Annotated in this window: 19 protein-coding genes and 1 riboswitch; of the genes, 12 read left to right on the plus strand and 7 right to left on the minus strand. The window is 61.0% G+C overall.

Annotation, left to right across the window (positions count from 1 at the left end):
- Positions 1–104: 104 nt before the first annotated feature.
- Positions 105–1,484, minus strand: a complete 1,380-nt coding sequence (locus CNQ84_RS16740; protein WP_096005983.1) for a sodium:solute symporter family transporter — start codon at positions 1,482–1,484, stop codon at positions 105–107.
- A riboswitch (TPP riboswitch) is annotated at positions 1,474–1,594 on the minus strand. (Overlaps the previous gene by 11 nt.)
- A 193-nt stretch (positions 1,595–1,787) precedes the next feature.
- Between CNQ84_RS16740 and CNQ84_RS16745 the strand changes: the two genes are divergently transcribed.
- The 4 genes from CNQ84_RS16745 (at position 1,788) to CNQ84_RS16760 (ending at position 6,567) form a co-directional block, all read left to right on the plus strand.
- A complete protein-coding gene (locus CNQ84_RS16745; protein WP_096005984.1) occupies positions 1,788–2,738 on the plus strand; it encodes a GGDEF domain-containing protein in 951 nt (316 codons plus the stop codon).
- Between the two features lie 2 nt (positions 2,739–2,740).
- Positions 2,741–3,601: a D-hexose-6-phosphate mutarotase gene (locus tag CNQ84_RS16750; protein ID WP_096005985.1), complete on the plus strand. Its 861-nt coding sequence runs from the start codon at positions 2,741–2,743 to the stop codon at positions 3,599–3,601.
- A gap of 156 nt (positions 3,602–3,757) precedes the next feature.
- Positions 3,758–6,088 (plus strand): ammonia-forming cytochrome c nitrite reductase subunit c552, encoded by a 2,331-nt coding sequence (locus tag CNQ84_RS16755; RefSeq protein ID WP_096005986.1) that lies wholly within the window; start codon positions 3,758–3,760, stop codon positions 6,086–6,088.
- On the plus strand, positions 6,085–6,567 hold the full coding sequence (locus CNQ84_RS16760; protein WP_096005987.1) for a GNAT family N-acetyltransferase: 483 nt from the start codon (positions 6,085–6,087) through the stop codon (positions 6,565–6,567). Before CNQ84_RS16755 ends, CNQ84_RS16760 begins: the two co-directional genes overlap by 4 nt.
- Before the next feature lie 183 nt (positions 6,568–6,750).
- Here CNQ84_RS16760 and CNQ84_RS16765 read toward each other — a convergent pair whose 3' ends face one another.
- Positions 6,751–7,182, minus strand: coding sequence for a group II truncated hemoglobin (locus CNQ84_RS16765; RefSeq protein ID WP_096005988.1), 432 nt, complete (start codon positions 7,180–7,182; stop codon positions 6,751–6,753).
- A gap of 554 nt (positions 7,183–7,736) precedes the next feature.
- On the opposite strand from CNQ84_RS16765, the gene cyoA reads away from it, so the two are divergent.
- Genes cyoA through cyoE form a run of 5 tightly spaced genes read left to right on the plus strand, consistent with a single transcriptional unit; the run spans position 7,737 to position 12,546 of the window.
- On the plus strand, positions 7,737–8,690 hold the full coding sequence (gene cyoA, locus CNQ84_RS16770; protein WP_096005989.1) for a ubiquinol oxidase subunit II: 954 nt from the start codon (positions 7,737–7,739) through the stop codon (positions 8,688–8,690).
- Positions 8,690–10,702 (plus strand): cytochrome o ubiquinol oxidase subunit I, encoded by a 2,013-nt coding sequence (gene cyoB / locus CNQ84_RS16775; protein ID WP_096005990.1) that lies wholly within the window; start codon positions 8,690–8,692, stop codon positions 10,700–10,702. Before cyoA ends, cyoB begins: the two co-directional genes overlap by 1 nt.
- Position 10,703: 1 nt before the next feature.
- The gene (locus CNQ84_RS16780; RefSeq protein ID WP_096005991.1) at positions 10,704–11,321 is read left to right on the plus strand and encodes a cytochrome o ubiquinol oxidase subunit III; all 618 of its coding nucleotides are present in this window, start codon (positions 10,704–10,706) and stop codon (positions 11,319–11,321) included.
- Positions 11,318–11,659: a cytochrome o ubiquinol oxidase subunit IV gene (gene cyoD, locus CNQ84_RS16785; RefSeq protein WP_342745778.1), complete on the plus strand. Its 342-nt coding sequence runs from the start codon at positions 11,318–11,320 to the stop codon at positions 11,657–11,659. The genes CNQ84_RS16780 and cyoD overlap by 4 nt, the downstream gene beginning before the upstream one ends.
- Entirely contained in the window at positions 11,656–12,546 is an 891-nt protein-coding gene (cyoE, locus tag CNQ84_RS16790) for a heme o synthase (protein ID WP_096005993.1), read from the plus strand. Before cyoD ends, cyoE begins: the two co-directional genes overlap by 4 nt.
- 42 nt (positions 12,547–12,588) lie before the next feature.
- On the opposite strand, the gene CNQ84_RS16795 is transcribed toward cyoE, so the two are convergent.
- Complete coding sequence (locus tag CNQ84_RS16795; RefSeq protein WP_096005994.1) at positions 12,589–13,560, minus strand: alpha/beta fold hydrolase; 972 nt, start codon at positions 13,558–13,560, stop codon at positions 12,589–12,591.
- Positions 13,561–13,692: 132 nt separating this feature from the next.
- On the opposite strand from CNQ84_RS16795, the gene CNQ84_RS16800 reads away from it, so the two are divergent.
- Complete coding sequence (locus CNQ84_RS16800) at positions 13,693–14,091, plus strand: DUF1090 domain-containing protein (protein WP_165771318.1); 399 nt, start codon at positions 13,693–13,695, stop codon at positions 14,089–14,091.
- A 22-nt stretch (positions 14,092–14,113) separates the two neighbouring features.
- On the opposite strand, the gene CNQ84_RS16805 is transcribed toward CNQ84_RS16800, so the two are convergent.
- Positions 14,114–14,572: a multidrug/biocide efflux PACE transporter gene (locus CNQ84_RS16805; RefSeq protein ID WP_096005996.1), complete on the minus strand. Its 459-nt coding sequence runs from the start codon at positions 14,570–14,572 to the stop codon at positions 14,114–14,116.
- 84 nt (positions 14,573–14,656) lie between these two features.
- On the opposite strand from CNQ84_RS16805, the gene CNQ84_RS16810 reads away from it, so the two are divergent.
- Both CNQ84_RS16810 and CNQ84_RS16815 read left to right on the plus strand, forming a co-directional pair.
- On the plus strand, positions 14,657–15,535 hold the full coding sequence (locus tag CNQ84_RS16810) for a LysR family transcriptional regulator (RefSeq protein WP_096005997.1): 879 nt from the start codon (positions 14,657–14,659) through the stop codon (positions 15,533–15,535).
- A 76-nt stretch (positions 15,536–15,611) separates the two neighbouring features.
- Positions 15,612–16,364, plus strand: coding sequence for a substrate-binding periplasmic protein (locus CNQ84_RS16815; RefSeq protein WP_096005998.1), 753 nt, complete (start codon positions 15,612–15,614; stop codon positions 16,362–16,364).
- A 452-nt stretch (positions 16,365–16,816) separates the two neighbouring features.
- Here CNQ84_RS16815 and CNQ84_RS16820 read toward each other — a convergent pair whose 3' ends face one another.
- From CNQ84_RS16820 to CNQ84_RS16830, 3 genes are all read right to left on the minus strand, one after another.
- Positions 16,817–18,100 carry a putative bifunctional diguanylate cyclase/phosphodiesterase gene (locus tag CNQ84_RS16820; protein WP_281254838.1) on the minus strand — a complete coding sequence of 428 codons (1,284 nt, stop codon included), beginning with the start codon at positions 18,098–18,100 and terminating at the stop codon, positions 16,817–16,819.
- 6 nt (positions 18,101–18,106) lie between these two features.
- A complete protein-coding gene (locus CNQ84_RS16825) occupies positions 18,107–18,700 on the minus strand; it encodes a hypothetical protein (RefSeq protein WP_096006000.1) in 594 nt (197 codons plus the stop codon).
- Between the two features lie 246 nt (positions 18,701–18,946).
- Positions 18,947–21,292 carry a hypothetical protein gene (locus CNQ84_RS16830; protein ID WP_096006001.1) on the minus strand — a complete coding sequence of 782 codons (2,346 nt, stop codon included), beginning with the start codon at positions 21,290–21,292 and terminating at the stop codon, positions 18,947–18,949.
- Positions 21,293–21,410: the final 118 nt, after the last annotated feature.

Here is a 21,410-nt window from a genome sequence, read left to right on the forward strand (position 1 = left end):
TGGTCGAATGACGACAATTGCTCGGCATTTGCCGCCAACTTCGCGAAGCGCCAATCAGGTCAACAAGAGTCGGCGCCGCCGCGTGACGGCGCTCAAGGGAGATCTCAGCCCAGGGAGGCTCGACGCGGCAACAGCAGCGCCATAATGAGGCTGGCCAGCGTCGAGGCCAGCAGCGCCCCGGCAAAGGGCGCCAAGGTGGGTACCGTATCTGGGAAGCTGGCCAGCAGGATGCCCTGCTGCAGACTGCCGGTATCCAGCCAACCGGGTAGCACAGCACCGACCAGACCCGCCAGCGCGCCGGCAATGGCCGCCACCGCGCTCATGCGCGACCACAATCCAAGCAGCACCGGCACCACCGCAGTGGCACACAGCAGATCGGCAATCAAGAACAACCGCAGCACAGAGTTGCCCTGCAGCGCAACCCACACTACCGGCAGCATCAGTGCCACCGTCAACCAGCGCGCCGAGGCCAGCGACAGACCGCGCTTTTCAGTGACCAGCAGCGACGCGATGGCGTTTTGCAGGGTATCAACAGACGACGCGACCAAAGTCAGCGCCAGCAGCAACGCCGGCAATGCCAGCCAGCCCGGGGCTTCTCGCAGCATGGCAAAGAAGGGTATGGGCGGCGAGCCCACGTCAGCGCCGCTCATCACAGTGACAATGCCCAGGCCGCCAATCACTGCCACCACGGCGATGGTCGCCAGCCCACCGAGCACCGCGCCACGGGCCAGCGCAGCGTCACTTTCGGCCGCCCACACCCGCTGCCAGTAACCCTGGTGGAACAGATTGGCTGCTGTTACCGCCAGCACCAGAGTCAAGGCCACCCCCAGTGCGGCGCTGGCAGGAATACCGGGCATCGCGCCGGTAGCGGTCGCCTCTGGCAGCCGCTGCATCGCCACGGCGCCGACCAGCGCCAACAGGGCGAGCAGCAACCAGGCCTGCCAGCGGTCAGTCGTCATGCTCGCACGCAGGCCACCCCAGGCGGTGTAGAGCAGGGTTGTCAGGGCAACGCCCACCACCACCAGATTGCCGTTGATATCCGACAGCATGCTGGTGATGGCGCCGATCGCGGTCAACTCGGCAATCAAAAAGCAGCTCATGTAGAGCAAAGCAATCAACCCCACCCAACGGCGTACCGCGGAACCGTAAAAGTGCTCGGCAAACTCACCGATGCTGCGCCCCTGCGGCAAGGCCCGACGAATGGCCGGCCCGAGAGCGGCAAACAGCACGAAGGGCAGGGCCGCGCCCAAGGCATAGCCGGCCAACGCCAACGGGCCGACCAGCGCGCCGACTTCCGGCGGGGCAAACAGAATCCAGCCGCCCATGCCCGAAGCAAGAAAAGACAGGCCGATGGCGCGGGCGCCCTGGGAATTGCGAGCGGTAACAAAATCATCCAGGCCCGCCTGGGCAGAGCGCGCCCGCAGACCAATCCAGGCAAACAACAGCAACACGGCAGCCAGAGCTGCCATAGACAGGTACAACATGTCGCACTTCCTCCGCCGGTATGATCCGGATCAGGTTCCAGGGTTTCGGCTGGTGATCAGCGTGTTCTCAGCCCGTGCGATGCGACGCACGGACACCCCTGGCGACGTTGACTAAAGAACGCGGCCGAACAAACGAACAAACCGCTATACGCGGGCCCGAGCTCAGAAGCACTGGCCGTTTTGCGCGCAACATGATGTCACATCTGTATCAACTCGCGTAATCTGACTTCGAGTAGCATCGCCGGTTTGCCTGCAGGGTAGTCGGCGCGCACAGCGCTCAGCCAATAAATCCGAGCTTGCGTCATGGATGAAACCAACCCGTCTCAGCAACAGACCCGCGCCAGCCAGTCCGCCCTGGAAACAGTGCTCGACAGCCTGGATGCGCTGGTTTACGTCGCCGACATGCAAACCCATGAGCTGCTTTTCCTGAACGCCTACGGCCGCGCCAGGTGGGGCGAGGTAGATCACCGCAAGTGCTGGGAGACCCTGCAGCAAGGGCAGGAAGGCCCCTGCAGTTTCTGCAACAACCACCGGCTGCTCGACAGTCACGGACAGCCCGCCGGCGTGCAGGTGTGGGAGTTTCGTAACACCCACAATCAACGCTGGTATCAATGCCGAGATCAGGCCATCCGCTGGCCGGATGGCCGATGGGTGCGCCTGGAAATCGCGACCGACATCTCCGACATCAAGCTCCTTCAGGCACAACTGCGCAACGCGCAGCACCGCGCCGAACAGTTGGCGCACGAGGATGAATTGACCGGCCTGGCCAATCGCCGGGCGCTCTTTGCCCTCGGCCAGAGCGCCATCGAGCAGGCACGTCGACTGGGGCATCCCGTTGCGCTGATAGGTCTTGACGCTGACCACTTCAAGCAGATCAACGATCAGCACGGGCACGCCGCCGGAGACGCTGTTCTGACGGCACTGGCATCCATCCTGCGTAGCCTGACCCGAGCAGCCGATATCTGCGCCCGACTGGGCGGCGAGGAGTTCGCCATAGTGCTGCCCGGCACCGACCTGGCTGCCGCCACCGAGCTTGCCGAACGCCTGCGCCAGGCGATAGCCCACATGCGAGTGGAGTATCAGGGCAAGCAGCTACTGCTCACCTGCAGCTTCGGTGTCACCGCCAGTGAGCAGGGGGCTGCGAGCCTTGAGCAGTTGCTCAGTAGCGCCGATATCGCCACCTACCGGGCCAAGCATCTAGGCCGCGACCGCGTAGCGGTCGAACACATCATTCCGGTCACAAAAACGGAGTAAGCATGATCAGTACGTCCCCTTTGCCCGACGGCATTTCCTGGGTACACAACGCCGCTGGCAAAGCCTTTGTGGAGATCGAGCACCCCAACGTTCGTGCTCGCGTTGCGCTGGAGGGCGCGCACCTGGTGTCCTGTATTCCAAGCGGACAGGCCGATCTGCTGTGGATGAGCCCCTGCGACGCTCAGGCACCGGGTGGCGTACTGCGCGGCGGGGTGCCGCTGTGCTGGCCCTGGTTTGGCAACAGCCGCAGCGGACCGGCCCATGGCATTGCCAGGCGCAGCCTCTGGCAGCTCACCGCCGCCGAGCGCGACGAGCAGTCGGTACGGTTGCGCCTGGAGCTACCCGCCACGACGCAGCATGATGCCTTACCCGACGAATCCTGGGCACTCAGCCTGGAACTGCAACTGGGTACCAGCCTGCAGATGACACTGACCAGTCGTAATACCGGCCGCAGGGCACAAACCCTGAGCCAGGCACTACATACCTACCTGCCGGTCAGCGACATCAGTGAGGTGCGCGTTGCGGGGCTCGATGGCGCAACCTACCTGGACCAGCTGAGCCGCAGCCATCAGGTGCAGCAGGGTGACCTGATGATTGAGCGCGAAGTAGACCGTATCTATCTGCAGCACAGCCAACCCATTTACCTGAGCGACGGGCAGCGCACGCTGGAAATCTGCCGCAGCGGTAGTGCCTCTGTGGTGCTGTGGAACCCGTGGCAAGACAAAGCGCGCAAGCTGGATAACTTTCCAGCCGATGGCTACCGGACCATGCTCTGCATCGAAGCGGCCAACGCCGCTGCAGATAGCCGCACGCTGCAGCCGGGTGAACATCACAGCCTTGGCTGCAGTATTCGGCAAATATAGTCCCGGGAGGTAGCACTCAAGCATTAGCGTCCGCTAGCATGCGCAAGAAGAGCAGAGCCCATCCTGGCTGCGTCCTGCACAGATGGGAAAGCGAGGGTCACCCAGCCTGCGTACTCGAGGCGGCGATGCCTCCCCCGTGAAAAGGATGCACGCCCGATGCGGCAAAAGAACAACAACAAGCAGGACCCAACCGTATCCCCCCCGCACTGGCGCCTGATTCTGCCGGCACTGCTGATCCTCGCAGCCGCCGGTATCTGGTGGCTGACACGAGCAGAACCAAACACCAGCACGCTGGACACCTCCGTCGCAACCCGCTCTCAGCCCTCTGCACCAACGCCAGCAGCCGAAGTGTCGCCGTCGCCAGTCAGCACCCTGTCCACCGGGCCAGAGTATGTCGGCCGCCAAACCTGCGCCAGCTGCCATGCCGAACAGAGCGAGCAGTTCAATGGCTCGCACCACGACCAGGCGATGCAAGAAGCCAACGCGCAAACTGTCTTGGGTGACTTCGCCGACCAGACCTTCAATTTTGGCGGCGTGACCAGTCGCTTCTTCCAGCGCGAAGAGCAGTTTTGGGTCAACACCGCCAATGCCGAGGGCGAGTACAGCGATTACCGCGTGGACTACACCTTTGGCGTCTACCCGTTACAGCAATACCTGCTGGCCATGCCAGGCGGCCGCTATCAGGCCTTCAGCGTGGCCTGGGACGCAAGGCCGGCAGAGGAGGGCGGCCAGCGCTGGTTCCAGCTCAACCCGGATGTGAACGGCGACGATCCCGTGAAGGCGCTGCACTGGACCGGTCGCCAGTTCAACTGGAACCTGATGTGCGCCGAATGCCACTCAACCAATCTGGAACGCAACTTCGATAGCGTTAGCAACAGCTACAACACCGGCTGGAGCGAGATTGATGTGTCCTGCGAAGCCTGCCACGGCCCGGCGTCCAACCACCTGCAATGGGCAACCCACCCTGACAGCCACCCCGAGATGGCCGATACCCTGGGCCTGACTGTACGCTTTGACGAACGCCAGGGTGTCAACTGGCTGCCCAATGCCAGCGGACACCCTGAACGCACTGTGCCGCGCACCAGCGAGAAGGAAATCCAGGCGTGCGCCGCCTGCCATTCGCGCCGCGCCCAGCTCTTCGACGATCGACAGGACGCCGGCCTGCTGGTCGAGAACTACCTGTTGTCCACTCTGGATCAGGGGCTTTACCACCCGGACGGGCAGATTCAGGACGAAGTTTTCGTGCACGGCTCCTTCCTGCAGAGCAAGATGTACCAGGCCGGGGTCACCTGCAGCGACTGCCACAACCCGCACTCGCTGGAACTGCGGCTACCCGGTGACGGCGTATGCCTGCAGTGCCACCAGGCCAACCAGTACCAGACACCCAAGCACCATTTTCACAGCACGGCGGCGGGCAGCGCCTGCGTTGATTGCCACATGCCGGCGACCACCTACATGGAAGTGGACCCTAGGCGCGACCACAGTCTGCGCGTCCCTCGCCCGGACCTCAGCGTCACCCTGGCCCCCCCCAATGCCTGCAATCAGTGCCACACTGACCAAAGCGCCGAGTGGGCAGCCGAGCATGTACAGCAGTGGTACGGCCACACACCACAGGGACTGCAGCAGTATGCCGAGGTCTTTGCCCACGCCCGTGCCGGAGCCAGTGGTGCTGAGCAAGGCTTGCTCGAGCTGCTCGCAAACGAATCCCAGCCGGCCATCGCCCGTGCCACCGCCGCCAGCATGCTGCAATCCTGGCCGGGGCCGGAAGTCGCGCAATCGCTGTTCGTTGCACTGCGGGCCGAGGATCCGCAAATTCGCCTGGGCGCACTGCAGGCGGTGTCCAGCTATCCTCCGATCACCCGCTGGCAACTGGTCAGCCATCTGCTGGAGGCGCCAGAGCGGGTGGTGCGCCTGCAGGCGGCCGCCCAATTGCTGGATATTCCGCCGGAGCAGATGCGCGGCGATGATATAAAACGGCTGCGAGATGCTCAGGACGCCTATCTGGCCGCCCAGCAGGCCAATGCCGACGACACCTCCGCGCAGCTGAATATCGGCGTTTTCTACCAGACCCGAGGACAGCTGGCGCTGGCCGAAGATGCCTACCAGCGCGCGATTGAGCTGGACCCGTACTTTATCGCCGCCTACGTGAACCTGGCTGATCTGTACCGCGCCTCGTTCCGCGACCCGGACGCCGAACGCCTGCTGAAAACAGGGCTGCAGCAACTGCCCGAAGCAGCGCCGCTGCACTTCAGTCTCGGCTTGCTCAACGTGCGCAACAAACAGATGGATCAGGCCCTCAGCGCCCTGCGCCAGGCGGTCATGCTAGACCCTGACACCAGCCGCTACCGCTATGTGCTGGCAGTGGGGCTCAACAGCACGGGGCAACGCGCAGAGGCCTTGGCGGAACTGGAGGAAGGCCTGCAGCGTAACCCCCACAGTCAAACCCTGCTGACCCTGCGCCAGCAACTGCAATCAGGACAACCATGAGTATCGATATCATCAACGGCGATTTGGCCAATCCAGCCCACGCGCACGCGCTTGTTCAACTGCTCAGCGAATATGCCCTGGACCCGATGGGCGGCGGCAAGGCCCTGCCTGCCGAGGTACAGCAAGAGCTAGCGCTACGCCTGGCCGAGCGCACGGATTATCACTTTGTGCTGGCCAGGGATGCATCCGGGTTTGTCGGTTTGATCAACTGCTTTGAAGGTTTCTCGACATTCAAGGGCAAGCCGCTGATCAACATTCACGACGTCATCGTATCGATGCGTGCACGGGGCAGGGGAGTGGCCCGGTTGATGCTGCAGCAGGTAGAAGCGATCGCGCGCGAGCGCGGCTGCTGCAAGCTGACACTGGAAGTGCTGGAGGGTAACCATCCAGCACAAAACAGCTATCGCGCAGTTGGCTTCAAGGGCTACGAGCTGGACCCGGTCATGGGCCGTGCCATGTTCTGGGAAAGGCCTCTCTAGACGCTGCTGACGTTCCGCTTGCCCAGTGGTAGCGGCGTCCCGGACACGACATGTCGTGTCCCTACGGCGGAGTCTGTTCCCCCATGCGTAGGGACGCGACATGTCGCGTCCGCGAGGGTCGGTGCTGCGACCTGTTTTGCTGTGTGCGCTGGCGAAGAGCCCACGGACACGCATGCCGTATCTCTATTGCTGCGCCTGACGCATCGCCTGGCTGGCTTGAACCACACGGTTGGCCGGCACCCGGAGCTGCTCCAGCAAATAGCTGGCAAAAGCGGGGTGAAACGCTTGGCGGGCAATGGCGCGCGCCATACAGTCGAGCCACTGATCACGCAGCTCGGGGCCGACCGCCCAGCGCGCATGAAAGGCGGGAATACTGATGCTGCCAAATTGCTGCTGAAACAAACGGGGGCCGCCCAGCCAGCCTGACAGAAAGGCCGTCAGTTTCTCCCGCGCCAGCGTGAGATCTTCTGCGTGCAGCGCGCGCAGTTTGCGCGCGCCTTCCCAGCTGTCCATCTCCTGATAAAAATCCGTTACCAGTTGACGAATACCCTCAAGCCCACCTGCTGCCTGGTAGGACGCGTCGGCCTGGCCGTAAGTTGGGGAATTGTCTGTCATGCCGGTTTTACCTCAAATGTGACCAGACGCATGGTAGGAAGGAAATACCTGCTGCTCAAGTGACCTGGCGCCGCACCCCGCGACGCGACATAAGGTCGCACCCCTGCGCGGCCATGTCCGCTGCTACGGCATCACGCTACAGCCCGCCCAGACCGCAGGCTACATCCATTGCTGGCCCGCTCAGCCGACCCTGGCTATCACCTGGCACACCCCTGCGCATTGACCTATGTCATGAGTTGTTACAATTGCGAAGCATCTGGAAATACTTTGTAATACTTTCCGCAACAGGTTCCAGGCGTCCGCTCTGGTTCCCCACGGAAGGCGCCGCTCCCGCGGCCGGTTTGGCGATTGATGCTGTACGCCGTCTCAGTCTGCACAAAGACATTACGCTGACCCATAAAAAACACTCGGCAGCACCTGACACGCTCATGCGGGAGCGTCACGGGGTGCTGTTGCGTGGGCTATGGGTCGGCTGGTGGGTACACATCACTGGGGCCTGTTGCACCTCGCTCCCTGTCGGGCGCGAGGGCCTGTTCAACGACTAAGGCTGCAACATGAACCCGAAGCAGATAACTTCACTCCTGAAACGGCTCGCCTGGCTGCCGCTGCTGATGCTTAGTGGCTGCAAGATGGTGTTGCTGGACCCGAAAGGGCAGGTCGGCGTCGACGAAAAGTCGCTGATCATCACCGCCACGCTGCTGATGCTGATCGTGGTCATTCCGGTCATCGTGATGACCCTGGTGTTTGCCTGGAAGTACCGTGCAAGCAACACCAAGGCGACCTACCGACCCAACTGGTCCCACTCCACCGCGATTGAACTGGTGGTCTGGATCATTCCCTGTGTGATCGTCGCCATCCTCGGCACCATCACCTGGAAGACCACCCATGAGCTGGACCCGTACCGCCCGCTCGACTCGGACGTCAAGCCGATCGAAGTGCAAGTGGTATCGCTGGACTGGAAATGGCTGTTTATCTACCCAGAGCAGGGCATCGCCACCGTCAACGAACTGGCCTTCCCGGTCGACACCCCCGTCAACTTCAAGATCACCTCCCAATCGGCGATGAACTCCTTCTTCATCCCGGCGCTGGGCAGCCAGATCTACTCCATGGCCGGCATGCAGACCAAGCTGCACCTGATTGCCAACCATGAAGGCAGCTACGACGGCTTCTCCGCCAACCTCAGCGGCGAAGGCTTCTCGGACATGAAGTTCCAGGCCATCGCCACCGATGAGCAGGGCTTCAACGACTGGGTTAGTCAGGTGAAGGCCAACGCCGAGACGCTGGATCTGAACAGCTACCCGACGCTGGCAGCGCCGAGCAAGGCCGACCCGGTGCGCTACTACGGCAGCGTCAGCCCGATCCTGTACGAGACCATCCTCATGCAATACCACAACGGCGGTAAGCACGCGGCCGGCCACGAAGACCACGCCGGTCACGCAGGCCATGACGCTGATGCAGGCGCCGAAATGGCTGGCATGCCCATGAACGCTGCCGAGGAGACCCACTGATGTTTGGCAAGCTGACACTCGAGGCCGTGCCGTTCCACGAGCCCATTATCATGATCACCCTGGCGGTCGTTGCGATTGCCGGCCTGGGGATCTTTGGCGCCATCACCTACTACCGCAAGTGGGGCTACCTGTGGACCGAGTGGCTGACTTCGGTTGACCACAAGAAAATCGGTGTGATGTACATCCTGGTTGCCCTGATCATGCTGCTGCGCGGCTTTGCCGACGCCATCATGATGCGCGGCCAGCTGGCGATTGCCGAAGGGGCTTCGCAGGGCTACCTGCCGCCTGAGCACTATGACCAGATCTTCACCGCGCACGGTGTGATCATGATCATCTTCATGGCCATGCCGTTCATGGTTGGCCTGATGAACATCGCGGTACCGCTGCAGATTGGCGCCCGTGACGTCGCCTTCCCGTTCCTTAACTCGCTGAGTTTCTGGTTGTTCGTGGCCGGTGCGATTTTGGTCAACGTGTCGCTGGGAGTAGGGGAGTTCGCCCGCACCGGTTGGGTTGCTTACCCGCCCCTTGCAGAGCTGGGCTACAGCCCGGGCGTGGGGGTCGACTATTACATCTGGGCGTTGCAGTTATCGGGGCTAGGGACGCTGCTGACCGGCGTGAACTTCCTGGTGACCGTGTTCAAGATGCGTGCACCGGGCATGAGCTGGATGAAAATACCGGTCTTCACCTGGGCCTGTACCTTCACCAACGTACTGATTGTCGCGTCCTTCCCGATTCTGACCGCCACGCTGGGCCTGCTGAGTCTGGACCGCTATCTGGACATGCACTTCTTCACCAACGAGCTTGGCGGCAACGCCATGATGTACATCAACCTGTTCTGGGCCTGGGGTCACCCCGAGGTGTACATCCTGATCCTGCCGGCGTTCGGTATCTTCTCTGAAGTGATCTCGACCTTCTCCGGCAAGAAGTTGTTCGGCTACACCTCGATGATCTGGGCCAGCGGGGCGATCACCGTGCTCGGCTTTGTGGTCTGGCTGCACCATTTCTTCACTATGGGCTCGGGTGCCAACGTCAACGCCTTCTTCGGTGTAGCGACCATGGTTATCGCGGTGCCGACCGGGGTAAAACTGTTCAGCTGGCTGTTCACCATGTTCCGCGGCCGCGTGCAGTTCACCACACCGGTGCTGTGGACCCTGGGCTTTATGGTGACCTTCACCGTGGGCGGCATGACCGGCGTTCTGCTGGCCGTACCGGGTGCGGACTACGTGCTGCACAACAGCCTGTTCCTGATTGCTCACTTCCACAACACCATCATCGGTGGTGCGGTGTTCGGCTATCTGGCCGGCTTCACCTTCTGGTTCCCGAAAGCCTTCGGCTTCAAGCTGGACGAGCGTCTGGGCAAAGGCGCCTTCTGGTGCTGGATCACCGGCTTCTTCGTCGCCTTCATGCCGCTCTATGTACTGGGCTTCATGGGCATGACGCGCCGTCTGAACCACTACGACAACCCGATGTGGCAGCCGTACCTGATCGTGGCCTTCTTCGGTGCCGGCCTGATTCTGTGCGGGATTCTGTTCCAGCTGGCCCAGCTGGTGGTCAGCCTGCGTAACCGTGAGTCGCTGCGTGACGTGACCGGTGACCCCTGGGGTGGCCGTACCCTGGAATGGTCGACCAGTTCGCCGCCGCCGTTCTACAACTTTGCCGTTACGCCGAGCGTACGTGCACTGGATGCCTTCCAGGACATGAAAGAGCGTGGCGAAGCCTACCTGCGCCCTGATCATTACGCACCGATCCACATGCCGAAGAACACCTCGGCCGGCCTGATTATCGGTCTGCTGGGTGCGGTATTCGGTTTTGCGCTGGTCTGGCACATCTGGTGGCTGGGCGCGGTCAGCTTCATCGGCATGATCGCTACCTTCATCGCGCGCAGCTACAACGAAGACGTCGACTACTACGTGCAGCCTGACGAAGTAGAGCGCATCGAGAACCTGCATCACGCCAACTTTGCGGCGCCGCGTCAGGCGCTGAACACTCAACCCGTTGCGGAGCAGATCTGACATGTCGAGCACTGTAATGCACTCCAACCACGCCGTGGCACATGACGACCACGAGCACCACGACACTGGCGGCAACACCGTATTCGGCTTCTGGCTGTACCTGATGACCGACTGCATCCTGTTCGCCAGCGTGTTCGCCACCTATGCCGTGCTGGTCAACCACACAGCCGGTGGCCCCAGCGGCAAGGACATCTTCGAGCTGCCCTACGTGCTGGGTGAAACCGCACTGCTGCTGGTCAGCAGCTGCACCTACGGCTTTGCCATGATCGCAGCGCACCGCGGCTTCAAAGGGCCGACGCTGGCCTGGCTGGCGGCGACCTTTGTGCTGGGGGCGGGGTTTATCGGGATGGAACTCAACGAATTCCACCACCTGATTGCCGAAGGCTTTGGCCCAGACAAAAGCGCGTTCCTGTCGTCCTTCTTCACCCTGGTCGGCATGCACGGTCTGCACGTGACCGCCGGTCTGGTGTGGATGATCGTCATGATGCTGCAGGTCTGCCGGCGCGGTCTGACCGACCGTAACAACACACGCCTGATGTGCCTGAGCCTGTTCTGGCACTTCCTGGACATCGTCTGGATCTGCGTGTTCACCATTGTCTATCTGATGGGGACTATCTGATGAGTCAAGCGCATTCCGACGCCGGTGCCGGCCACGGCAGCTACGGCTCTTACGCTATCGGTTTCATCCTGTCGGTGATCCTCACTGCCATCCCGTTCGCGATGGTGATGAGTGGGCAGTTCAGCCAGAGCGTCAACCTGATCGGCATGCTCGTCATGGGCGTCGTGCAGATCGTGGTGCATCTAGTGTGCTTCCTGCACATGAACACCTCGTCCGAGGGCCGCTGGAACCTGGTGGCCTTCCTGTTCACCGTGCTGATCATCGTCATGCTGGTGGGGCTGGCCATCTGGATCATGGTCAACGCCGACATGCTGATGATGCCCTGGATGTTCCAGTGAAACTCAAACGCTACCTGCTGGTCACCAAGCCCGGCATCATCTTTGGCAACCTGATTGCGGTGGCGGGGGGGTACTTCCTCGCCGCCCAGGGGCAGATCGATCTAGGTCTGCTGCTGGCGACCGTGATCGGGCTGTCGCTGGTGGTTGCCAGCGGCTGTGTGATGAACAACTGCATCGACCGCGACATTGATCGGCATATGCAGCGCACGCGGGGCAGGGTGCTGGTCACCGGGCAGATTTCGCTGCTGGCGGCACTGGCGCACGGTGTGGTGCTGGGGCTGGCCGGTTTCGGTCTGCTGTGGTGGTACACCACGCCGGTCGCCACCGCGCTGGCGGCCTTCGGCTTCTTTATCTATGTGGGCGTGTACAGCCTCTGGATGAAGCGCCGTTCGGTGTACGGCACATTGGTCGGCAGTCTATCGGGTGCCATGCCGCCGGTGGTGGGCTACTGCGCCGTGACCGGTCAGTTCGACACCGGTGCCGCGCTGTTGCTGTTGATCTTTTGTCTGTGGCAGATGCCGCATTCGTACGCGATAGCGATTTTCCGCTTCGATGATTACAGCGCAGCCGGCATTCCGGTACTGCCGGTCAAAGAGGGCATTCGGGTCACCAAGCAGCATATCGTCTGGTACATCCTCGCCTTTGCGGCGGCAGCACTGATGCTGACGCTGTCCGGGTTTGCCGGCTACGGTTATCTAGTCATCGCGCTGCTGGTCAGCATCTGGTGGCTGGTGATCGCGCTGTCCGGTTACCGCGAAGAGGTGGATGACCGCTTGTGGGCACGCAAGCTGTTCGGCTTCTCGATCATCGCCATCACCGCGCTGAGTCTGATGATGTCGATCGACTTTCGGGTCTTGCCATCGCCAACGCTGTTTGCCGGTCTTTGATTGAATGCGCCTGAGCTTAATGCTCAGGCGCATTTCCCCGCCTTAAGGCTGCTGGAGAAAGCGTAGCATCGCCTCATTTACAGCCTCGGGCGCCTCGTTCTGAAGCCAATGGCCAATCTTCGGCAGCATGACGATGTCGAGGTGCGGAACGCGTGGCGCCATCATGTCACGCAGTGCATCTGCGCCCATGCCTTGAATCACCATGTCTGCAGTACCGGCAATAAACAGCACCGGGCAGGTGATGTTGCTCTCGCGCAGTGGCAGCAGGCGGCGCCAGTTCTCGTCCAGATTGCGGTAGTAGTTGATACCGCCGGCAAATCCGCTGTGCCGATAGGCATTCAGGTAATAAGCGAGCATCTCGTCGGTGAGCCAGGCCGGTTGCTCCTTCGGTACACCCAGGCGGCCAATCCAGCCGCCGCCTTCGGAAAGCGACTTGCCCAGCACAGGAGGGTGGCGCGGCGTATCCGGGGAGCAGTAGAGCGCGCGCAGAATGCCTTCCGGGTCAGCGTCAAACTCGGCTTCGGCAACGCCCGTGTCCTGAAAGTAGACCTGATAGAAGAACTGATCTTTGAAATAGCCGCGCAAAAACTCTATTGGCGGCACATCGGCAACCGGACGCAGCGGGACGCTCATGATGATCAGCCGTTCGACGCTTTCCGGATGCAACTGCACAAACTGCCAGCTGTTGATCGCGCCCCAGTCGTGGCCGATCAACAATACCGGCGCGTCCGGGCTGTACTGCGCGACCAGCGCCTGCATAAAGCCGACAATGCGAGTGACGTTGTAATCATCGATTTGCGCTAGCGCCTCGGTTTCGCCGAAGCCGGGCATGTCAGGGGCGACCGCCGTATAGCCCGCATTGGCCAGCGCCACCATCTGCTGCCGCCAGGAATACCAGCACTCAGGCCAACCGTGAATAAACAGTGCAACCGGCCCCTCGCCAATACTGGCAATACGCGTGTTTACGCCGTCAATCAGACGATGTTCCAGCTGGATGTCGTCAACGCTGTACATGGGCAATCCTTGTTGTTGTGCGATCAAAAGCCCATTAACGTCAACCAGCAGGGCAAGCGTCAACCGTGATTGGTACAGTGAATGATGCCTTTAATGAGCTACAGTAACGCCATCGATCAGGGAGTCCCCACTATGAATGCAAAACAGCATTTATTGATAGCTGTCACGCTCTGCGCCATGCCGGCGCTGGCGAGCGAACCACTGGAGTCGCTCTGTCAGCAAAAAGCGGAAGAGATACAGCGGCAACTGGAAATAGCCGAGCAGGCGCAAAACCGAGGCCAGGTAGCGGGCCTGACACGCGCCCTGCAGGGTGTACAACACAATTGCAGCAACGAGCAATTGCTGAATGACGCAGCCCGTGAGGTACGAGAGCACACCGCCGAGGTGCGCGAGCGCGAGGCGGAGCTCTCTGAAGCCGAGCGCAGCGGTGACGCAGAAGATGTACGCAAGCGCACCGCCAAACTGGAAGAAGCCGTCGAGGAACTCGAGGCCAGCCGCCAGGCGTTGCAGGCACTGGAAGCAGCACAATGAGGTGATCCGGCAACAGCCCGGCTCAACTGGCCGGGCCCACCCTCCAGCATGCCATCACCTGTGAGCGATACCGGTCGTACAGCCAGTTGAACATCAGCGTGTAGGGCAGGAACAACAACACCAGACCGATATCCAGCATCAACGCCTGCAACAGATCAACCTGCATCCACCAGGCAATCATCGGCACCAGCGCCACAATCAACCCGACCTCAAACAGGCAGGCGTGCGCCAACCGCAGGCGCAGCGTGCGTCGCCAGCCGCGACGGCGCTCCAGTGACTCGAAGCCGGCACTGAACAGCATATTCCAGAGCACCGCGACAAAGGACATCATCAGTGTCAGCGCCCCGCTGTGCGCCAGCGACTTGCCGCTGACCAGCGCGATCAGGGGAGAGAACAGCAGCACCGCCAGCCCCTCGAACAGCAGCGCATGCACCACCCGCTCAGACACGGATTTGCGAGGCACCACCACAGCCGTACTCATAAAAATAACTCCTATCCCATCGACAGGCGCATTTTCTACGGTCTATCCTGCAGTTAGAAATTAGTAACCATCGGCAAAACCGATATGAAACTATCCCCGGAATCTCTTGAAGCCTTTGCCCAGACCGCCAGTCTGGGCAGCTTCAGCGCCGCTGCACGGCGCCTGGGTAAAAGCCAGTCCACCATCAGCGAAGCCATCGCGCGGCTGGAAATTGATCTCGGCGTAACGCTGTTTGACCGCAGCGCCAAATCGCCGGTCTTGAGCGAAGCAGGGCAGGGGTTACTGCGTCACGCCAACGCGGTACTGAGCGCAGCAGAGCGACTGCAACAAGCCGCCCACGTCCTGTCGGCAGGCCTGGAGCCTCGCCTCAGTCTGGTGCTGTCTGATGCTTACCAATCAGCCCATTACAGCGCCCGGTTGAACGAACTCGCAGAGCGGTTCCCTGAGCTGGAATTCGAGTGCATCTTTGCTGAGCACGACGACATCATCGACCTGATCAGCAGCGGCCGCGGGACCTTGGGGTTGCTGCCTGTTGCCGGCGCGCACCCGCCGGAAATCGGCCGCGCCAGCGTGGCCGAGCGCGCCGAGTTCTCCGTTTTTGTGGGCAACAGTCATCCACTGGCTGGGCGGGAGAGGGTAGAACTGGACCAGCTTGCACAGCACCGCGCGCTGCGCCTCAATACCTTGAAGGGCAAACGCCAGCCGACAGACGACTTGCCAGACGCCGCCGTACGCAGCTGGATCGCCCCAAACTATCTGATATTGCTGGATCTGGCCTTGCTCGGCTTTGGTTGGGCCAGCCTGCCACGCTGGCTAGTCGACAACTACGGCGCAGGCAGGCTGAGCGAATTACAGGTACCCGGCTGGCCCCGCCAGCAAGCACTGGAGGTCATCTGGTCCAGACAGCAGCCCCTTGGGCCAGCAGCCAGTTGGCTCCGGCAGACACTGCTAGGGCATGACTGAGGACACCCGCCAATAACAAGGCTGCGAGCTGCTATGCTGCAATAGAGTCAAACGTTCGACTGCAAGCAGGACTGCCATGAAGCCACATTATCAGCCGCTGACGACCATCCTACTTGCATTCACCTTGCTGTGTGGCCTGAGCAGCTACAGCAACGCGCAACAGGCCGTTTGGAAGATTACCTCGCTGGAGTGGGAGCCGTACTCCAGTTCCAGCATGAACAACAGCGGCAACGCCATTCAGCACCTGCGCAGCATGCTGGCCCAGTGCGGCATCGAGCTACAGGTAGAGTTCTATCCCTGGCGCCGGGCCAAGGAAATTGCCGGGCGCGACGGCTACCTTGGCTACTTTCCGGCCTGGCCAGACGGCGTAAACGAGGGCTTCGTCGCGTCCGACCCAGTCGACTATTCCGGCCTTGCGTTACTGGCGTTGGCGGGCACAACGATTGAAACAGCCGACCTGGAGCAGTTGTTCGCGCAACATAGCGTCGGCCTGGTCAGCAGCTACGTCTATCCCGCCGAGTTGCGACGCCTGATGGATGCCTATCCAGACAACACCTACCTCGGCGCCACCAGCGACCAAATGCTGCTGAAGATGCTGCTGGCAAAGCGGTTTGACCTGGCCGTCACCGATCCGACCGTACTGCAGTACCTGGCGGACCGTGACGGCACTGGGCAAATCAAGATAGTAAAGGCGCTACCCGATTTACCGCTGGTGATCGCCATGCGCAACACCGCGCAAACCCGGCAACAGATAGCATTGACGCAGCGCCTGCTGCAAAGACAAACACGCAAAGAACCGCTGCAGCCCAGCGACTGCGAAGTCAGATAAGCGAAGGAGGGCGCTCACGCGTGTATTGGCTGGGCCCATTTGAATACTCATCCAAACAGGAGCTGCTTAGCCGGCTCAAGCGGTATCTGGCTACAGCCTCCATTGGCCGGGTTACACACCCGGCCGCTTGATCTGTCGGAACTCGAAACCACCGGCAGCGGAGACACCCTGGCTTTGGTTGACCAGGACATAACCCGGGCGTTTATCGCATTTCACCTGACACAGGCGCAGCTGCAACCATCCAGCAGAACAGCCAATGCCGACAAAGGCGGACGGTTGAAACCGAGAAGGCGCAAAGCAGAGTCAGGCGTGGCGTGACGAGTTGAGTGCGAATAAACAGACAGGGCGGGCGGCGCTTGGCAGATCTGCATAATCGCCATACACATTATTTAACATAATATATATTATGCGAACCCAGATATCGTACGCACAGAACTGGATTTGTCCCCATATCAGGCGTTGAACCGCTGCGCATAGCCTTGGAAGTCACCCGCTGGCATCGGCCGGGAAAACAAATAGCCCTGACCCAGCTTGCACCCCAGATCAATCAACGCTGACTGCACACAGGCTGTTTCGATACCCTCGGCGGTAGTTTGCAGCCGCAGACTGCGCGCCATCTGAATGATCGCCGTCACGATGGCCAGGTTCTGTTCGTTGCTGCTCAGGTCGGTGACAAAGGATTTGTCGATCTTGAGCTTGTCGACCTGAAAACGCTGCAAGTAAGCCAGGTTCGAGTAACCGGTGCCAAAATCATCTATCGCCAGCTGCACGCCAAGGCGCTTGAGGTTTTGCAGGCGCTGCATAAAACGCTCGGAGTCTTCCAGCAGCATGGACTCGGTCAACTCCAGTTCAAGCAACGCCGGATCCAGGCCGCTGGCGTCCAGCGCCAAGGCGACACTTTCTTCCAGATTGCCGCGGTGAAACTGCACCGCCGACAGATTGACCGATACCCGCAGCCCTTGCCAGGTGGCTGCCTGCCGGCAGGCCTCAAGGAGCACCCAGTCGCCGATACTGGTTATCAGCCCAGATTGCTCTGCCACGTCAATAAAGACATCCGGGGCAAGTATTCCGCGCTGTGGATGACGCCAGCGTAACAAGGCTTCCGCCCCTTCCAGACGGCCTTCGGCCAACGCCATGATAGGCTGGAAATACAGCTCGAATTCATTGTGCGCGAGCGCCTGACGCAAGTCTTGCTCAATGCTCAGTCGCTCGTGCGTATTCACGTTCATCTGCTCGTCAAACAGACAGCAGGTATTGCGGCCGGTGGCTTTGGCACGCTGGGTTGCCAGTTCAGCCTTGCGTAACAAGGTGGCAAAGTCATCACCGTCGCGCGGAAACAGCGCCATGCCGATAGACAGCGAGGTCACCAGCTGCATGTCGCCAAGCGTGATGGGCTGTCCGACGATTTCCTGCATGCGACGGGCCACGGCGAGCGCCGTCTCCTGCCCATCGAGGTCGGGCAGCGTCATGATGAATTCATCACCCCCTTGCCGACTGACCGTATCCGATTCGCGCACCGCCCGCTGGAGGCGCTCAGCGATAATCTGCAGCAGTGCATCCCCAGCCGCGTGACCCAGTGAGTCGTTGATAGTCTTGAAGTTGTCGACGTCCACAAATACCAGGGCGAGCTGCCTGCCCTGCCCCCGCGCCCGTTCGATCGCCGACTGCACCAGCTCGCCAATAACCTGTCTGTTAGGCAGGTCGGTGAGCGAGTCATGCTGCCTGAGATGGCTCAGCTTGTCCTATGAGGCGCGCAGACGTTTCACCTCTTGGCGCAGCAACGCCCGCGCACAACGCAGGTCACGCATCAACAAGGAAATGGCCAGCGCAGACACCAGCAGAATGGAGCAGATTACCGTCAGGCGCCCCCAGCCTATCGGCGCCGGCGTGTAGCTGCGTATGCCTGCAACGGAGAGGCTGGTAATCGCGACCACAACGCACAGCATGAAAACCAGCAAGCCGAGAAACAGTCGGCGGGTAGCAACCGTACCCGCCACCACCAACAGCGCCGGAAACGCCAGAATGGCGCCACTATAGAGGCCCTGAGACTCCCACATAGAGATACTGACGGCAGCCGCCACAACGCTCAGCACCAAGGCAACAGCAGCCTCAAGCCGATCTCTCCGATTGAGGATGCGCCCCGCCAGCACGGTGAGCACAGCCACGGCGAGCAAGGCGCTGTTAAACCAGTCCCCCACCCATAACGTGCGTACGGCAATCACCAGCAAGACCAGAATCAACGCATTGGCAATCAGCATCAGCCGCTGCGCCTCGCGAGCACGCCCGTTGCCGTATTTCACGGAGTTCAGATCCGGGTCTAGCGGCAAGTTATCCATGCAATTCGTGCATCCTTTAAGCGAATCTGATGAAAGCAAAGTGACACCAAGGTGCGAAAGCTAACGGATAGCAAACAGGAGATTCAAGCCCCCTGCTCCGCCGCTTAGCCCCTTAAAAAAGCGCGCCCCGCTCTATCTCGGGGCGCGCGTCATAAAAATAGCGTCAAAATAATTTCGCAATATTCTAACCACTTTCACCGCTACGACATAGGTTGAGAACGCAGCGCGTCTCAACCTATGCGCTCCTCACGGCGTAACTAGCCCCACCTCGTCCGGCGTAACACGCAAGGTCAGCCCCTGGGTGGTTAGAAACTCAACCGTCTGGCGTTGCACCGCGGCCATGGTCGCCGGCCCATCGGCGACAGGAAACGCCGCATTGAAAGGCGCCATGCTGTCTGGCCGACCCGGCAGATGCAGAGAGAAGTGACTACCGCCGGTGAAGCGCACTACTCGACGAATAGGACGCTCGCTGGCGCTGCCGCTGGTCAACGCATCCAGGCCTGCGTTCTGCCACAACGGCGTTGTGCCGGACAGCGGCGCCGTCTCCGCTACCTGAGTCTCAGACAGGCCCACCGCACGGAAGATGCCGTTATACAAATCCCCATTCATCAGGTTGTTGGGCAGTACCATATCCGGGGGATTGCCGTCACTGCTGCCGACCATCTCAACCAGATGGACAGCCGCACTCCCTGCATTGATGGCATTGGCAAAGTTGATCGGGTCACCGCTGTCCTGCACCGCCTGATCGAGTGCGAAGTAGCGTTCATAGGCCTGACTGCCGAATTCCAGGCCCTGAGCGGCCAATTGCGGACGAAAGCGCGAGGCAAACACCACAGAGCCGTCAAACAGCTTGGCCATGCCGCCGCCCGGCACATTCAGCGAAAACGCCTGGACCTGCTCGTCTGCGACGGTGCCGGCAAACATGGAGCCGATCACCCCACCCATGGAAATCCCCACGTAGCCTACTCGGCTGCTGTCCAGCTGCTGACCGCCAACGTCAATGGTGTCCAGGCTGGCAAGCAACTGATGCAAGTCGGCAACGGTCTGGCGGCGAATATCACGCGTGGTTGCCGGCGAGCCATTCATCGAATGCGAACCAGAGGCATCCATCGCGCCATCGCCGTCCATGTCGATATAAAAGTGGCGCTCGTTGACCGGGTCCATCAACAAGGGCGCAAGCGGATTGCCACTGACCACACCGTGCAGCGGGTGATCGATTGCCACCATCGCCCAGCCCTCGGCTGCAAATAGGCCTGCCAGCCCAACCATGGCCGAACGATCGCTGCCCTGCCCGTGCTGATATATAACGACTGGCCAGCCGGCGCCCGGCGCAATGCCCGCAGGCACGGACATCAGCAGCGGCAAATTGACCGCCTGCTCGGTCACCGGGCCACGGCCAGCCAGCAGATCAAAACGCGTAACGCCCTGCCCGCGCTCACTGACCCACTGCCCGCTCAGCACCGAGCGAGCATCCGCCTCTGCCGTCAGTCCGCCTGCCGCACCGATGTTGTCCGGCTTGTTGGCCAGATAGTAAGGGACATTCTGCAGCACACCTTTATAGAGATGGGCATTAGCCAACACCGTGCCCGCCGGCGCCGCCAGGCTCAGGCTGCTACTGCGGGCCGGCGCCCGCTCTGCCAGATAGTCGAGCACCGCAGTGGTTGATTGGGTGCTGAATACGAAGCTCAGCACAACCTCATCGCCGTCCAAATTCTGCTGCTCGATGATCTCGCCGATCTGGCCGTAAAGCGCTTTGAGCTGCGCAGTTTGCGTCGAATCGCCAGCCGCAGCCGCAGCTGTGACCTGCGCAAAGCCCTGAGCGCGGCCAACCGGGTCTGCATCCACGCTGTTGAAGCCATCCAGCAGTACAGGCAGGTACCCGTTGGAAAACGCATCACTGCCCAGCTCAGACGCGGCTACCACGCTCTGGTAGAAGGGTCCGCCCTGCTCCAGACAGGCCAGGTCATCGCCGGGAGCCAACGGCCTGATGGGTTTGAGTAGCAGCGTGCTGGCGTCGGTAGCGGCGACGCTGACCGCAAACTGGTCGGTCACCGGGTCCGCGCAGGTGAACTCGGGCACCGGTACCTGGTGGCCTGTCAGCGGTGCATGCGCCAGACTCGCAACCGCCTCGTTGATCAAGCTGGTCGCAGGGGCAGCGCCCTCTTCTGCGTAGCGCTGTGCCGCCAGCTCCAGCAGCTCTGCTGTGGCAGGAGACACCAGGGTGGTACGCAACACCACAACGTTGCCCTCGGCAAAGGCTGGGTCAATTTCAGCGCTGAAGGGGATCTGTACTGGCGCGACGGTGGACCAGCCATCCAGGTCGTTCAACTGAGCCAATAACTGGCGGAATGACGCTGACTCAACATCGACCAACGGAATGTTCAGCGTGCCGTCGGCCGTGCCCTGCATGGCGAGGTTAAGGGGAATTGGCAACGCGTTTTCAGACAGCGACGCAGCCGGATCAAACAAGGGATAGAAGGTAGCGGGCGGCGGAGCATCATCGCCTCCCCCGCCACTACTGAGACAACCCGTCAGGGCAGCGGATAAAACCAGGGCCAGCGGGGCCCGCTTCGCAAACCAGGTATGGCGCATAATGACTCCATTTTTTTGTTATCGACTCTATCCAGAGCCTGCTTGAAGAAATCACATCGCACATTCTTAGTTCATATATAAAATTTGTACCAGATCATTCATTTTCATTAACTGGCTC

Source organism: Pseudomonas abyssi (genome assembly GCF_002307495.1).
In the GTDB taxonomy this organism is placed as follows: domain Bacteria; phylum Pseudomonadota; class Gammaproteobacteria; order Pseudomonadales; family Pseudomonadaceae; genus Halopseudomonas; species Halopseudomonas abyssi.

Coding starts and splice junctions, on each gene's coding strand:
- CNQ84_RS16740 (WP_096005983.1), bottom strand. CDS start 1,484: ATGTTGTACCTGTCTATGGCAGCTCTGGCTGCCGTGTTGCTGTTGTTT.
- CNQ84_RS16745 (WP_096005984.1), top strand. CDS start 1,788: ATGGATGAAACCAACCCGTCTCAGCAACAGACCCGCGCCAGCCAGTCC.
- CNQ84_RS16750 (WP_096005985.1), top strand. CDS start 2,741: ATGATCAGTACGTCCCCTTTGCCCGACGGCATTTCCTGGGTACACAAC.
- CNQ84_RS16755 (WP_096005986.1), top strand. CDS start 3,758: ATGCGGCAAAAGAACAACAACAAGCAGGACCCAACCGTATCCCCCCCG.
- CNQ84_RS16760 (WP_096005987.1), top strand. CDS start 6,085: ATGAGTATCGATATCATCAACGGCGATTTGGCCAATCCAGCCCACGCG.
- CNQ84_RS16765 (WP_096005988.1), bottom strand. CDS start 7,182: ATGACAGACAATTCCCCAACTTACGGCCAGGCCGACGCGTCCTACCAG.
- cyoA (WP_096005989.1), top strand. CDS start 7,737: ATGAACCCGAAGCAGATAACTTCACTCCTGAAACGGCTCGCCTGGCTG.
- cyoB (WP_096005990.1), top strand. CDS start 8,690: ATGTTTGGCAAGCTGACACTCGAGGCCGTGCCGTTCCACGAGCCCATT.
- CNQ84_RS16780 (WP_096005991.1), top strand. CDS start 10,704: ATGTCGAGCACTGTAATGCACTCCAACCACGCCGTGGCACATGACGAC.
- CNQ84_RS16795 (WP_096005994.1), bottom strand. CDS start 13,560: ATGTACAGCGTTGACGACATCCAGCTGGAACATCGTCTGATTGACGGC.
- CNQ84_RS16800 (WP_165771318.1), top strand. CDS start 13,693: ATGAATGCAAAACAGCATTTATTGATAGCTGTCACGCTCTGCGCCATG.
- CNQ84_RS16805 (WP_096005996.1), bottom strand. CDS start 14,572: ATGAGTACGGCTGTGGTGGTGCCTCGCAAATCCGTGTCTGAGCGGGTG.
- CNQ84_RS16810 (WP_096005997.1), top strand. CDS start 14,657: ATGAAACTATCCCCGGAATCTCTTGAAGCCTTTGCCCAGACCGCCAGT.
- CNQ84_RS16815 (WP_096005998.1), top strand. CDS start 15,612: ATGAAGCCACATTATCAGCCGCTGACGACCATCCTACTTGCATTCACC.
- CNQ84_RS16825 (WP_096006000.1), bottom strand. CDS start 18,700: ATGGATAACTTGCCGCTAGACCCGGATCTGAACTCCGTGAAATACGGC.
- CNQ84_RS16830 (WP_096006001.1), bottom strand. CDS start 21,292: ATGCGCCATACCTGGTTTGCGAAGCGGGCCCCGCTGGCCCTGGTTTTA.